The sequence below is a fragment of the Microcoleus sp. AT8-A3 genome, assembly GCF_036705675.1.
Lineage (GTDB): Bacteria > Cyanobacteriota > Cyanobacteriia > Cyanobacteriales > Microcoleaceae > Microcoleus.
Genome location: NZ_JAUBVD010000015.1, coordinates 61,848 through 76,870 on the forward strand (window position 1 = coordinate 61,848; position 15,023 = coordinate 76,870).

Sequence of the window (15,023 nt, forward strand, 5' to 3'; positions counted from 1 at the left end):
GGCATTTGAGTTTCAACGCTCCAAGAGCACATCAAAACTTCTTATTATCATTGTATAAGTACAAAAGGAGATTTATGCAACTCAGAGAAAATACGCAAGAATTACATTATAAACTAGACAGAGAAGTTTTGATACGGCGGATAACAGAACGCATTCGCCAATCTCTAGAATTAGAAGATATTTTAACCAGTACGGTAGCAGAAGTGCGGTCTTTTTTGAAAACAGATCGCATTATGATTTACAGGTTTAGTGCCGACGGCAGTGGAGAAGTTGTTGCTGAGTCACTTAATAACAACCATCTCCCTTCCTTGAAAGGACTGCACTTTCCAGCAGACGACATTCCCGCCAGCGCCAGGGAGATGTATCTCACTTTGCGCCAGCGGACAATAATAGATGTTAACTCAGGGACGATCGTCCTGAGTCCCCTCGATGCAGCAGACACCGGTCAACCCTTAATAAAAGAGGAGATGCACTACCGATCGCTCGATCCTTGCCACACCGCTTACCTGATCGCAATGGGAGTGCAATCATCCTTAGTCGTGCCGATAGTGCACCGCCGGATCGTCTCGGAAAACAGCAAAACAGATATCTGCCAAGCCGCGACGTGTCTGACTCGATACGAGCCAGGAAATAATCAAAAAATTCACATCGAACTGTGGGGACTTTTAGTGTCTCACCACTGTGCGCCCCTCAATATTTCACCAGCAGATTTAGAAGTAGTTCAGCTCGTATCGGATCAATTGTCTAGCGCTATCGCCCACGCCCTCCTCCTCCAGCAAACCCGCTCTCAAGCGGCCCGCGAAGCTACCGTGAGCCGCATAGCAGCCCTGTTGTACGGTCACGTCAACATTCAACTGCAACAGGGTTTAGAAGCCACCGTCACCGCTTTGGGTGGCAGCGGTGGCAGACTCTATCTCAACCAGCCGAAAATCAACGGTGAAAAATTATCCCCTCCCAAGATAGAAGGAGGATTGCCAATTGCCCCGGCCCACAGTGATGCTACCTTTGAACTGTTCACCACAGGAGAACAACCGACACTTCCCAACTGGGAAAAAGTTAAGGCGATCGAAGCTCATGCCCTCTGGCAGGAATGGCTAACCAAAGGATTCAAAAATACCGAAGAATTTCCCAAATTTCCAATTTTTACTAATTCTCAATTCCCAGTTTTGATAATTACCGACTTATACAAAGAACCTCTATTTAGAGTTTTAGTTCCCGCTTTCCAATCTACTAAAATTCGGGGTTTGTTGGTAATTCCCCTCCACTACAAACAACAAGTAGTTGGCTGTTTGACCATTTTTCGCAATGCAATAGATACCGAAAAAATGTGGGCGGGGCGCTTTGACACCAGCGCTGCACAAACCCTTCCCCGACAATCATTTGAACTTTGGCGAGAAATAAAAAAAGGTCAGTCGCCAGAGTGGAAGTACGAAGAAATTGAGCAAGCTTTAGCTATAGGCAGCCAATTTTGTTCGGCAATTGGGCAGTACGTTCTTTATAAAGAAGTGCAAACTCTGAATGCCAACTTGGAGCGCCAAGTTCAAGAACGCACCGCCCAATTGCAAAAATCCTTGGACTTTGCCAAAGTATTGACGCGAGTTAGAGACCAGATTCGCAGCACCTTAGATTTAAAAATCATACTGCAAACTATTGTGCGAGAAGTCAGAGTTTTGTTGGATACCGATCGCACGGTAATCTACCAATTTGCGGCCGACAAACAGGGCGAGGTAGTTGTCGAAGCTGTTTGCGGCGAGTGGCGGTCAATTTTAGGTATCACATCTCCACAAGGATGCTTTCCCGAAGGCTCAGACTGCTTTTATCGAGCCGGACGGGTGCGAGCAATTAATGATATTTATACTGAGGATTTAACACCCTGTCACCGCGAATTTTTGGAAGAGTTGCAGGTGAGAGCAAGTTTAATTGTACCCATGATGGGCAAAGATTCCCAATTGTGGGGGTTGCTGATTGCCCATGAGTGTTCGGGGCCGAGAGTTTGGCAAACAGCAGAACAGGAATTGGTGCAACATTTAGCGGCTCAAGCTGCGATCGCCATTCACCAAGCAGAACTTTATCAAGAAAGTCTCAATGCAGCAACTGCCGATCGATTAAAAGCCGAACAGCTAGCTAAAACCCTCACAGAATTGCACAATACCCAAGCCCAACTGATTCAAACCGAAAAAATGTCCAGTCTCGGACAACTCCTGGCCGGAGTCGCCCACGAAATCAATAACCCCGTTAACTTTATCTACGGTAATCTGTCCCACGCCAGCGAATACACCAAAGATTTACTCTGCTTGGTGGAACTCTACCGCCAGCACTACCCCAATCCCAACCCAGAAATTAGCGAGTGCTCCGAAGCAATAGACATCGAATTTCTTGCCGAAGATTTGCCAAAAATTTTGGGTTCCATGACAGTCGGAGTTGAGCGCATTCGCCAGTTAGTGGTATCTTTGCGTAATTTTTCCAGGATCGATCAAGCCGAGAAAAAAGCCGTTGACATTCACGAGGGCATCGACAGTACCCTGTTGATTTTGCAGCACCGGATCAAAGCCAATTCTGAGCACAACACCGTAGAAATCATTAAAGAATATGGCAAGTTGCCCTTAGTTGAATGCTATGCCAGCTCGCTCAATCAGGTATTTATGAATCTGATCGGTAATTCCCTCGACGCCCTAGAACTGAGAAAAAAAGAGGGAGTTATGAATCTTCCCTTTAAAGCAGCAAATGCAGCCGCGACGCATTTAAGCTCCCAAATACTGCCTATCGAGTCAGGAGATATAAAGGCCACCACCGAGTGTTTGATTCCTAATTTTCCATCTCCTTGCATTCGGATTCGCACTGAATTAATCAATGAAAAAATGGTAGGAATTTGCATTGCCGACAATGGTCACGGCATCCCCAAAGAGTTAATCTCTCACATATTTAATCCGTTTTTTACTACTAAACCCGTAGGTCGGGGCACGGGTTTAGGACTGTCTATCAGTTACCAAATTGTAGTTGAGAAACACCAAGGTGTACTTAAGTGTGTTTCTGTACCGGGTCATGGTACAGAGTTCTGGATCGAGATTCCCCTGAATTAGGCAACCCTCAAGGCAAGATTAGCTTCACCAGCACAGAACCGATCGACCCCAGAAGACTCATAAAGTCGCCGCGGCTGGAAGTGCGGGGTTCCGTTGGCTTTTGGCGTGCCACAATGGCTTCGCCTAACTGCTTTGACAACTCCTCACCTTGGGGATTTCCTTGATCTGCAAAGAGTTTGTTTGCTATTGCAGCGTCTTGAGCCGCACCGGCGAACTCTCCCAAGTCAGCGCGAGACATACTGCGTGCAAAATAAACTGCTGCTAAATCCGATTTCAGATTCAGGGCTTGATTGTAATAATCAATGGCGTTTCTGTAGTTTCCTGCTTGAGCTTCCAGCACTCCCAACCGATAGAAGTCTTCAGCGGTGCCAATATTGGTTGGCATTCCTCTAACTCCGAGCAGTTGCGCGTTAGTTAAATTGGCGTTGAGCAAATTGGCGTCGCTGAGATAGGCACTTCTCAAGTCAGCACCGCTGAGGTTCGCACCGCTGAGGTTTGCCCCTGTCAGGTTGACGCCAAACAGGCTAGTGCCGCTGAGGTTGGCACCGCTGAGGTCAGCCCCCGCGAGGTTGGCTCGACTGAGGTTAGCCAACCTCAAGTCAGCACCTTTGAGATTGGCTCCTGTTAAATTGGCTAAAACCAAGCCAGCACTGCTGAGGTCGCAGTTGGGGCACTGTCGGGTGGCTAGTAATTGTTGCGTGTGTTGGATGTTCTCGGCGGGTGCAGGAGCGATCGGGGCGATCGCGCTCAGCAGCGTTGCAGCAGCGAGGATTCTGAGTTTCATTTTAACCGTCCCAAATCCAAAATATTAAATCTAAAATAGCTTTTATCGAAGCAATTGAAAATCACCATAACACAAGTTCACCCAACAAATCTTTTGACTTGCCGTATGTAGGAGTTCTGAGCGCCATCAGCAGCCTAGATTGAAGTTCTCGGCCTTACCTGAGTGTCAATCGATTTTAGATTTTAGATTTTAGATTTTAGATTTTAGAATTGAAGCATTGACTTGCGCGAGAGAAATACGTTCGGCAAGTTTCTCGGATACAGGTTTTTTATTTCTGGACGGATGAATCACGTGGCGGGTATCATGGATGCTTTCGGTCAAATAAAGATTTCGCTGCCAATAAATTAGGGTAATGAATTACTCATTACCCTTTAGCCGCTGTTCTCGGCAACCATAAAAATTAACCAATAAATTAGTCGTGAATCGTGCCGTCGGGCATCGTTGTACCCTTAAGATATACTCCGCTCAGGTTGACTTTTGTAAGGTTTGCTCCCAACAGGTTTGCTCCGCTTAAGTCGGACGCACTTAAAATCGCTTCAGTCAAGTCGGCCCTAATTAGACTCGCCCCCATTAAGTCGGCTCCGCTAAGGTCTACTTTACTCAAGTTTGCGCCAATTAAATCGCATTCTGTGAGCACCGCCCTACGCAAGTTTACTCCGTAAAAATTTACTCCGTGCAAGTCTGCACGGCTGAGTGTTGCCCGAGATATATTCGCTCCAATTAAAGTTGCTTGGATCAGAGAAGCTCCGCTCAAGTCTGCTTTACTGAGATTTGCTCCCATCAACTCAGCTCGATTCAGGTTAGCTTCAAGTAAAAGTGCTTCTGTGAGGTCTGCTCCACCTAAGTCTGCTTTGCTCAAATTAATCTTGCACAAATTGGCTTTGCCAAAGTTGACTCTGTTGAGTTTGGCTTTGCTGAGATTGGCTCCAATCAGGTCGGCTTCATACAGATTGGCTCCAATCAATTCTGCTTCGTAGAGGTAGACCTCGTGCAGGTAGACCCCACTAAAATTTCTTTCTCCTATTGCATATAGCTTGAGCAGTTCGTCAACGTTCATTGTGGCTTCTCTACACCTTTTAAATGAAGAATACTGTCAGCAAGCTGGTTACACCGGATGTTCTGCAATTTTAGATTCTGAAATATTCACACCTAGGGTGAAACTTCCCTGAATCTATAAGGTTTTAGGTGGAAAGTCCGATCGAACTCATAACTTTTTGTGGCTAGTTGAGCTTACTGAGTGCTTGTGTGACCTAAATCACAAAACAATGTTAGTAGTATCACATAGAGGTTCCGCTTTCGATCACAGCAGACGGGCAAAAATAGCCGATACTTATACTGTAATGCTGAGAAATTGACAATGCCACCCTCGTCGTGTTTTACTCAATTGGCGATAAAGCCAGTAGTTTCACGGATAGTAGCCCGCTTGCTGTGAAAGTAGGTTGCAACGTCACTCGGCCCTACCCGCTCTGACCGATGAGAGTGCTGATATCTAAGGATTTTTCGCACTGCGAAAGCCAAAAATGCACTTCGGGGACGAGGGGAATGTCTGTATAAAAATGCGATCGCTGGTGTACAGACATTCGCTTGTTTGCTAGCACCTAATGACTGAAAATCGCCCATACGTTCGCAAAAAATACCAATAAATACCAGGAAAACCATGATTGATGTTTAACAATAAAAGAATAAATGGTATTCCTTAAGAGTCACCTATTGCCGCTAATGTTACAGTCGATCGGTTAACGGCTATCAGTATTAGCAATGACGCTTGTCCATCAAATACAAAACTGACCCAGAAACAGGGTGTTTTACCAAAAAAATCGTTGCAACCTTGCTCCAGGTTAAAATAATCAGGTTTCTGAGCGTCTGAGTGCATCCAGGAAGGAAAAAGTTGAATGAGTACGATCGCTTTTGTATTGCTTCAGGGCAAACAAAAGGTCAGCATTTAGGATAGGAGCAGCTTTTGCTCCCTTGTCAAACAAAGGTATTGTAGAACGCGAATCGTGAGGTAATTGATATGGCTGGAGTATGTAAACTTAGCATCACAGAGACAAGTGAAGAGCTAAAAAACCTGTTAACTGAACAAAAAACAGCAAGTGGCTTTCAAAAAATTCAAGCACTTTACCTGTTCAAAATTTGTCATGTTAAGACAGTTAAAGAATTGGCAATGACGATCGGGGTAAATCGAATTACAGTGCAGCGGTGGCTGAGAAAGTACCGATCTGACGGACTCGAAGGACTCCTCGAAACAAAGCACAGCGGTGGCCGTAAGCCGGCCATTCCACCTCTTGCCCGCGCTAGTTTGGCAATGCGCCTCAGCGACCCCCAGAAAGGCTTTAAAAGCTATGGAGAAATTCAAGAGTGGTTGCAGCAGGAATACAGCATTGAGGCTTCCTATAAAGCAGTTTATGCAACAGTCAGATATCACCTAAAAGCCAAGCTGACGAAAGTCTAGACAGTTCATACCACGTCGGATTAAGCACCGATTATCTAATGGTTAACCGTCAGCTTTTGAATATCTTGAGGAGTTGCGTCATCACGACAAACCGGACTAATTCTTTTTTAACAAAACTCGCTCTCCTAAACTGCGAAGCATATAAATTATATGTTGTGGCAATGGGGGTGAAGGGGAGAAAATTTGATGCTTTTCCCGCGTTTGTGAAAGATGCTTAAAAAATTAGCCAGAAAGAATAACTTGCAAGTTTTGTCTAACTTGCAGGTTTTGTTATATGGATGTAAAAATTGGCAGCGGCTAAGGCAAAAACCGATCCAAAGCTGCTTTCAACTCTTCGATTTCCGTATCGATATTACCTTCTTTCGCGGCTCTGGCGATGCACTCAGTTAAGTGTTCGTCAAGAATGATTCTCGCTACGCGATCGAGCGCGCCTCGAACCGCAGCAACTTGCACCAGAACTTCGGGACAGGGACGGTTTTCTTGAACCATTGTTTTAATGCCGCGGACGTGTCCCTCAATCCGAGACAAGCGATTTACCAGCCGCCGCATCGATTCTTCATCGTGATGGTGAGGGTGGGCTGATTCAGCGTCGTGATGGTGGTGGGAATTTGAGGGCAAGGATTTGTCAGTAGAAGTATCAGATAGAATCATTGGGGTTATACCATTTTAGATTTTAGATTTTAGATTTTAGATTGGGAATGAGTGATTTCGTAATGGTTGGGCCCACGGGCCTAGAGTTGCATTCTTTTTTTGAAACTGGTATTACTAGGGAATTTTTTAAAGTTAGAATTCAGAATAGGGTGAGTTGGTGCGGGCTCGTGACTCATGTATTGTAACTGTCAATCGATTGCGCGATTTTAGATTTTAGATTTTAGATTGACCCCACGGATAAGTTCGGGGGCAAGTGTCATCGGATACAGGTTTTTTATTTCTGGACGGATGAATCACGTGGCGGGTATCCTGGATGCGGGAATTGTCAAAATATATTTAGGATCTTCATAGTGGCAGATTATGCAGATTATTGAGTCCGCACGATCGCACACCTTTACCAGACTAACCCAGACTAACAAAGATTGACGCTATGCGACTATTTAAGTTTTTTCGCCCCGCACCTCGAACAGGTGCTCGTTGGTTCGCCCTAATTTTAGCAATGACGATCGCCCTGAGTGCTTTAACAATCAATGCTGCACCCGCCGCAGCCGCCGCCGCTGATGGCAAAAATCCGCCCAAGTTGCAGTTCCAGACTGCCCCAGCCACTGCCGCGAATCCGCAACTGTTAGCGCTGCGGAGCTCGGAACTCCCGGCGGATACCGGCAGTTTTGTAACGGCGGCAGTCGATCGAGTCGGGCCGGCAGTTGTTCGCATTGATACCGAGCGCACTGTCAGCCGCAACCTCGACCCCTTAATGGAAGACCCCTTTTTCCGCAGATTTTTGGGAGAAGATTTACGCAGCCTGACCCCCAGACAAGAACGCTTGCGCGGTCAAGGTTCGGGCTTCATCATTGACAAAAGCGGGATTGTTTTAACCAACGCCCACGTAGTTGACAAAGCCGATCGAGTGACTGTCACCTTAAATGACGGCAGGACATTTCCAGGAGAAGTGCAAGGTACTGACGAAGTAACAGATTTGGCTGTTGTCAAAATTAATACCAAGGAAGTTAACTTGCCCGTGGCAATCCTAGGAGATTCAGACGCGGTGAAAGTGGGAGATTGGGCGATCGCCGTGGGCAACCCCCTGGGATTTGACAACACCGTCACCTTGGGCATTATCAGCACCCTCAAACGCTCCAGTGCAGCCGTCGGCATTCCCGACAAGCGCCTTGATTTTATTCAAACCGACGCCGCCATCAATCCCGGCAATTCCGGTGGCCCCCTGTTAAACAGCAGAGGAGAAGTGATTGGCATCAACACGGCGATTCGAGCCGATGCAATGGGTATTGGCTTTGCGATTCCGATCGACAAAGCCAAAGCCATCTACGCGCAGCTAGCCAACGGAGAAGAAGTCAGCCATCCGTTTTTGGGGATTCAGATGATTGCTTTGACTCCTGAAATGGCCAGAGAGAATAATTCTGACCCCAATGCTCCTTTGATTGTGCCGGAAGTTAAGGGAGTGTTAGTGATGCGAGTTGTGCCCAACACTCCTGCTGAGAAAGCAGGGATTCGCAAAGGGGATGTCATCGTTCAAATTGACGGTGAGGCAGTGACTGAAGCCGAACAGTTGCAAAGTTTGGTGGACAACAGCAAAATCGGTCAAATTCTGAAACTGAAAGTGCGGCGCGGTGCCCAGATTAAAGAAGTAGCAGTTCAAACTGCTCAAATGAGGGATTTTTAGAAGTGAAGAGGAAGGGGGAAATCGTTAAAAAACCCTCCTCCTTGTTTCTTTTTTATGTGAATAGATTCAGGAGTGCGATAGTTTTAATAGTTGCATTTTTTCTCTCAAAAACTGATGGTTTTTAATAAAGTATCAATATCCCAACAATGAAAAAAAAACAAATTTTAAATTACCAAAAAAGTCAAATTATTGAGGTACTAAAGCAGGATTATTTTCAAATGACCGCGCAGCTTCATAGAAACTGGACACCAGAGCAACATGAAAAAAATCGATTGAGTCGTTCTTTGGCTGCATTTGCGATCGCCAATCTTGCCGATATTACCCCAGCTCAAGCGGCTAACTCAATTATCAATGGGGAAAATGATAATGGGATTGATGCCATTTATTTCGATCGGATGAAAAATTTGCTTTTGTTGGTGCAGGCTAAGGCAGGGAATGCTCCAAATATGGGTGATAATAAGAAATTTTGTGATGGGATTAGAGATTTAGTCCATCAACGTTTTCAGAAATTTAATGATGGCTTTGTGCGGTTGCAGCAAGAGGTTGAAGATGCTTTAAATACTAACGGGGTAAAAATAGTTGGCTGTAATATATATCTTGATGAAAGCCTTAGCTCTCATGTGATTGCGGATCTCGATCAGTTAAAAACTGAACTGAATCAGTTCGATCAACGTTTTGAATGGCAAGATTTAAATATTAGCATAACACATGGTTGGTTGACAGCCAAACAAGCGATCGCCCCTGTTGATGTAGTCTTGACATTGGAAAACTGGCATTGTTTAGATCGGCCGCGTAGGGCATTTTATGGATTGGTTAAGGCTTCAGAACTTGCATCTTTATATCAACAGCATAATAAGTCGCTTTTTGAGAAAAATATCCGTTATTACCTAGGTGCAGAGGATGTTAACTTAGCGATTGCGGACACTGTCAAAGAGCAACCATCTGAACTATTTTATCTCAACAATGGTCTGACGATTACTTGTTCGATAATTAGTCTGCCATCAGGACACAAACAGGAATCAACTCAATTTACTTTAAAAGGTTTTTCCGTCGTGAATGGGGCGCAAACGGTAGGAGCTATCGCTGCTGTTTATAATGCTAATGGTTCAATATCTGCTGATGCAAAGTTATTAGTTACAATTATTGAAGTGGGGACGGAGACTGATAATATTGGCGAAAAAATTACTGGAGCAAGAAATACGCAAAATGCTGTGCGCGATGTTTATTTTGCCGCGTTAGATTCCAATCAAGAACGTTTGCGACAGGAATGTATGGTATCGAATATTGTTTACGAATATCGACCATCGGCGGAGCGGAGTCAGGATGCGATTACGATTGAACAGGCGGCAGTTGCCCTTGCTTGTTTTAGCGGTGATACGGAAATAGTGGTTGCAGCAAAGAGAGAAATTAGTCAGATTTATAAGCGTTATTATGATATATTGTTTAGTGATGGGCTTTCAGGAGTTACGCTGTGTCGTTATGTGCGAATTTTTCAATATCTGGATGAAATTTTTTCGGCTTCAGAAAATGCTGCAACAGGTCAACAAAAAAAGTTTTATAAGCATGGTAGATTTTTTATTATAGATATTCTTGCAAGACGCTATAAACCTTTGCTAAATAAGCATGAAGTTTATTTGTCTGAGGACGATAAAATGCAACTTTCACGAATTGGGTTAGAGCTTGCTGAGGTTGTTTACACTGTTGCTGAATCTCGATTTGCTAGTGACAACAAGGGATATCTTGCTATTTTTAGGAATATCACAGATGTTAGGCCTTTAACGAGTGAGGTAATGCAGGAGTTAGATCGCAGGGATGCTCAGGCTGAAAATCCGAATATACCTACAGTTTAACTTTTGAGATAGATATTAATTATGAATAAGAAGCAGAGACTAGAACTAACATGGGTTGGTAAGGATATTCGCCCCAAGCTGGAGCCGCGAATTTTACTGGAAGATCCAGAAATATCTTATCATGCTGCTCATCAGGTGAGTGAAAATGATATTTTTGATAATCGCTTAATTTTTGGGGATAATTTGTTGGCTCTCAAGGCTTTAGAGTCTGAGTTTGCAGGAAAAGTTAAGTGTATTTTTATCGATCCGCCATATAATACAGGCTCAGCTTTTGAACATTATGATGATGGAATTGAACATTCTATCTGGCTTGGTTTAATGCGCGATCGTTTAGAGATTTTGCGTAATTTATTATCGAATGATGGTTCTTTATGGATCGCGATTGATGACAATGAAGCACATTATTTAAAAGTGGTTTGTGATGAAATTTTTGGTCGCAACTGTTTTATTACATCTTTTATTTGGAGAAAAGTTGATAGCCCTAACGATAATAAAGTTGCCATTACACCCGATCATGAATACGTTCTGTGTTTTGTAAAAGATCCGAGATTAGTACAGTTTAAACAGAAACCTGATAACTCAATTCTCCATGCTTATAGACAACCTGATTCAGAGTCAGATCGCCCTTACAGAGATCGATTATTAAAAAAGAACGGCAAAAGTAGTCTTCGGTCAGATCGACCATCAATGTTTTTTCCAGTTATTGCTCCTGATGGTACAACAGTTTTTCCAATCCATGACGATGGCCGAGAGGCTTGCTGGGCGATAGGTAAAAAAGGAGTTGAAGATTTGATAGCTCAAGGAAATTTAATTTGGAAACAGCGCCAACAAAACGGTATAAAGCGATGGGTTCCGTATACAAGAGAATTTGCAGCCGAGGAGCCTTCTCGTCCGTATCCAACAATTTGGAACGATCTCGATACTACGCGACAAACCAAAGCACATCAAAAGATTTTGTTTGGCGAGAATAGTTTGTTTGAAACACCAAAACCAGAAGATATTATTTGTCGCATCTTACAAATTTCTACAGAAATAGGTGATCTGGTTCTTGATTCTTTTGCAGGTTCAGGAACAACAGGCGCAGTCGCGCAGAAAATGGGAAGACGCTGGATCATGATTGAACTCGGCGAACATTGTCATACCCATATCATTCCCCGACTCAAAAAAGTAATTGATGGCGAAGATCAAGGGGGAATTACTAAAGCAGTTAACTGGAAAGGTGGCGGTGGGTTTCGTTACTATCGTCTCGCACCATCCCTACTAGAAAAAGACAAATGGGATAATTGGGTGATCAACAAAACCTATAACGCCGCCATGCTTGCCGAAGCACTCTGCAAAATCGAAGGTTTCACCTACGCACCATCCGACACTTTGTATTGGCAACATGGCTATTCCACTGAAAGCGACTTTATCTATGTCACCACCCAAAATCTTAGTCACGAACAACTATCCAAACTTGCAGACGAAGTAGGACAAGAACGCACCCTACTTGTTTTATGTACCGCCTTTCGAAGCGAAACCGACATATTCCCAAACCTCACCGTTAAAAAAATTCCCAAACAAATCCTTTCACGGTGTGAATGGGGACATGATGATTACAGCCTAAAAATTGAAAACTTGCCAAAAGCACCCCCAAAGTTCGGACAACTATCACTATTTGACCTGGATACCTATGATAAATAAACTGGTTAATAATATTTCTAATCGTCTCAGTCTGCGCCATCCTCAGCGCCAATCTTTAGAAATTATCGATCGCATTTGTGAACTCTTATCCATCCCAGACATCACAGATAGAGAAACAAGTTTAGTCGCCCTCAAAAAAGAATTCCCAACGTTTACTGACTTCGAGCGCGACTTTCCCTCCCTATGTTTTGCCCTAGCCACAGGTGTTGGTAAAACTCGACTCATGGGCGCATTTATTAGTTATTTATACCTAGCATATAACATTAAAAACTTTTTTATCCTTGCCCCAAACCTAACCATTTATAACAAACTAATTACCGACTTTACGCCCAACACCTCAAAATATGTATTTACGGGTATCTCTGAATTTGCGATCTCTCCACCAGTCATCATCACAGGTGACAACTATGAAATGAATGCGCGAACGATCTTAGATCAACAAATTTCATGCAAAATTAATATCTTTAATATCTCAAAAATTAACTCAGAAGTGCGTGGTGGCAAAAGCCCTAAAATTAAACGACTATCCGAATATATTGGCGAAAGCTATTTTGATTACCTGTCTCAATTAAAAGACCTCGTAATTCTCATGGATGAATCGCACCGATATCGCGCCTCAGCAGGAGTTCGCGCTATCAATGAATTAAAACCATTAATGGGGCTAGAACTTACCGCCACACCCTTTGTCGAAACCAATAAAGGTTCAGTAGCTTTCAAAAATGTCATCTATGACTATCCCCTCGGACGTGCCATAACCGATGGATTTGTTAAAGATCCTGCCGTCGTCACCCGCAAAGACTTTAACCCCGCGTCAATGTCACCAGAAGCGATCGAGCGTCTTAAACTAGAAGATGGCATCTATCTCCATGAAAATATTAAAGCTGAATTAGAAACCTATGCTATTCAAACTGGAAGAACGATTGTTAAACCTTTTGTATTAGTTATTGCCCGTGACACTACCCACGCCTCAAAACTGATGGAACTCATTCAATCTGATGAGTTTTCCGAAGGAAATTATAAACATAAAGTTATTCAAGTTGACTCTAGTAAAACGGGCGCTCAAGAAGATGAAATGGTAGAGCGATTGCTCAAAGTAGAACATACTGATGAACCTACTGAAATAGTTATCCATGTAAATATGCTCAAAGAAGGTTGGGATGTCACCAACCTCTATACAATTGTCCCTCTGAGAGCCGCAAATTCCAAAATCCTGATCGAGCAATCTATTGGAAGGGGCTTGCGTTTGCCCTATGGAATGCGTACAGGTGTAGAAATAGTCGATCGCCTAAATATCGTCGCCCATGACAAATTTCAAGAAATTGTCGATGAAGCAAAACGCCCAGAATCCCAAATCCGCTTAAAACAAATTATCCTTACAGATGAAGACTTACAGCAAAAGACACAAACAGTAATTTCGCGATCGCAACTAGCCCAAAATCTAGGACTTCACCCCGAACAACCCATTAATTTACCTGATAATTTACCTGAAACAGAACCCCAAAATATTCAACCATCGCTATTTCAATCACCTATAGAACAAAAGATTGCACAGCTTACATACCAAGAAATCCTAAAGCTTGAAAGCCGGCCCGAAGAAGTCCCAACCACCGCCCATCTCGCATCCCCACAAGTTCAGGGAAGGGTGCGCGAAGCCGTAGCTAGAGAATATCAACCCGCACAAATGGAACTTGAAGGCATAATAGCACCTCCAGATATTGAAGCGATCGTTGCGAAAACAACGAATTTAGTGATTCAGCAAACCATCAATATTCCTAAGATTCTGGTTATTCCTAAAGGGGAAGTGCGATCGGGTTTCAGGTCTTTTGCCCTAGATGTCACAGGCTTAAATTATCCCGTTCCCTCCCAAGAAGAATTACATATTCAATCCCTAACAACGAATAAAGTTGAACGTATGGGAATTAACAAAGAAAACTTTGAAGAATTACGGCTTGAAAACTATATTGTCAAAAATCTAGTCAACTTCGATGATATTGCCTATGACGAACACGCTGATTTACTCTATGACCTGGCGGGTCAAGTTATCAGTCATTTTATGACCTACTTATCGGAAGGAGATACACAGAAAGTTTTACGCTATTACCAAAGGGAAATTACCAATTTTGTCCGCAGCCAAATGCAGCAAAATTTCTGGGAAGAAACAACAGGTTATGAAGTCAAAATCAGTAAAGGTTTTACAGCCTTAAAAGATAGCGCATACACTACAAATGCTAATAATTGCCTTGATTATCAATCTTCGCCACGAGACAAAAGCAATATGTCCAAATATCTGTTTACAGGCTTCTCCAAATGCCTCTATCGAGAACAGAAATTTGAAGCGGAAGCAGAAAGAATACTAGCACTGATTTTAGAACGGGATGCAATCAAATGGTTTAAACCCGCAAAAGGACAATTTCAGCTTTATTACAAATGGCAGGGAAAATATTCAGAATATCAACCAGATTTTGTTGCTGAAACAGAAGAAGTTATCTATATGCTGGAACCAAAAGCTCGAAATGAAATTGACAATCCTCAAGTGCTTGCTAAGAAAGATGTCGCAGTTCAATGGTGTCAATATGCTTCGGACTATATGCTAAAGCACGGTGGCAAACCTTGGAAATATGTCTTAATTCCCCATGATGAGATCAAAGAAAATATGAGACTCCAAAAACTAAGCGATCGCTATACCGCCACTACTAAGGGTTAATTTCAGGGGCGATCGGGAGCAAAAAAGTAATCACTAGCCATGCTACCAACCGATGCCAAAGGGCGAAATGTAGGAAAGTTCTTCAACAATCCAGCAATCCTGCGTCACTCGATGCTATATCGCTAACCCGCCAGCTTT

Annotated in this window: 10 protein-coding genes; 6 read left to right on the forward strand and 4 right to left on the reverse strand. The window is 43.5% G+C overall.

What is annotated here, in order from left to right; all coding sequences use genetic code 11:
• The first annotated feature begins 74 nt into the window (after positions 1-74).
• Positions 75-3,080, forward strand: coding sequence for a GAF domain-containing protein (locus tag QUB51_RS11605; RefSeq protein ID WP_333056543.1), 3,006 nt, complete (start codon positions 75-77; stop codon positions 3,078-3,080).
• A gap of 7 nt (positions 3,081-3,087) precedes the next feature.
• On the opposite strand, the gene QUB51_RS11610 is transcribed toward QUB51_RS11605, so the two are convergent.
• The 3 genes from QUB51_RS11610 to QUB51_RS11620 form a co-directional block, all read right to left on the reverse strand.
• Positions 3,088-3,864 (reverse strand): pentapeptide repeat-containing protein, encoded by a 777-nt coding sequence (locus QUB51_RS11610; protein WP_333209155.1) that lies wholly within the window; start codon positions 3,862-3,864, stop codon positions 3,088-3,090.
• Positions 3,865-4,276: 412 nt separating this feature from the next.
• Positions 4,277-4,921: a pentapeptide repeat-containing protein gene (locus QUB51_RS11615; protein ID WP_333056817.1), complete on the reverse strand. Its 645-nt coding sequence runs from the start codon at positions 4,919-4,921 to the stop codon at positions 4,277-4,279.
• A gap of 400 nt (positions 4,922-5,321) precedes the next feature.
• Positions 5,322-5,444: a hypothetical protein gene (locus QUB51_RS11620; protein WP_333056816.1), complete on the reverse strand. Its 123-nt coding sequence runs from the start codon at positions 5,442-5,444 to the stop codon at positions 5,322-5,324.
• 434 nt (positions 5,445-5,878) lie between these two features.
• On the opposite strand from QUB51_RS11620, the gene QUB51_RS11625 reads away from it, so the two are divergent.
• Positions 5,879-6,316, forward strand: a complete 438-nt coding sequence (locus tag QUB51_RS11625) for a helix-turn-helix domain-containing protein (protein ID WP_333056815.1) — start codon at positions 5,879-5,881, stop codon at positions 6,314-6,316.
• Between the two features lie 297 nt (positions 6,317-6,613).
• Here QUB51_RS11625 and QUB51_RS11630 read toward each other — a convergent pair whose 3' ends face one another.
• Positions 6,614-6,967 (reverse strand): metal-sensitive transcriptional regulator, encoded by a 354-nt coding sequence (locus QUB51_RS11630; RefSeq protein WP_333261490.1) that lies wholly within the window; start codon positions 6,965-6,967, stop codon positions 6,614-6,616.
• 430 nt (positions 6,968-7,397) lie between these two features.
• On the opposite strand from QUB51_RS11630, the gene QUB51_RS11635 reads away from it, so the two are divergent.
• The 4 genes from QUB51_RS11635 to QUB51_RS11650 all read left to right on the forward strand — a co-directional run bounded on the left by QUB51_RS11635 (position 7,398) and on the right by QUB51_RS11650 (position 14,885).
• Positions 7,398-8,648 carry an HhoA/HhoB/HtrA family serine endopeptidase gene (locus tag QUB51_RS11635; protein ID WP_333261494.1) on the forward strand — a complete coding sequence of 417 codons (1,251 nt, stop codon included), beginning with the start codon at positions 7,398-7,400 and terminating at the stop codon, positions 8,646-8,648.
• 146 nt (positions 8,649-8,794) lie between these two features.
• Complete coding sequence (locus tag QUB51_RS11640) at positions 8,795-10,498, forward strand: AIPR family protein (RefSeq protein ID WP_333261498.1); 1,704 nt, start codon at positions 8,795-8,797, stop codon at positions 10,496-10,498.
• A gap of 21 nt (positions 10,499-10,519) precedes the next feature.
• A complete protein-coding gene (locus QUB51_RS11645; protein WP_333261500.1) occupies positions 10,520-12,181 on the forward strand; it encodes a site-specific DNA-methyltransferase in 1,662 nt (553 codons plus the stop codon).
• Positions 12,171-14,885, forward strand: a complete 2,715-nt coding sequence (locus QUB51_RS11650) for a DEAD/DEAH box helicase family protein (RefSeq protein ID WP_333261503.1) — start codon at positions 12,171-12,173, stop codon at positions 14,883-14,885. Before QUB51_RS11645 ends, QUB51_RS11650 begins: the two co-directional genes overlap by 11 nt.
• Positions 14,886-15,023 lie beyond the last annotated feature (138 nt).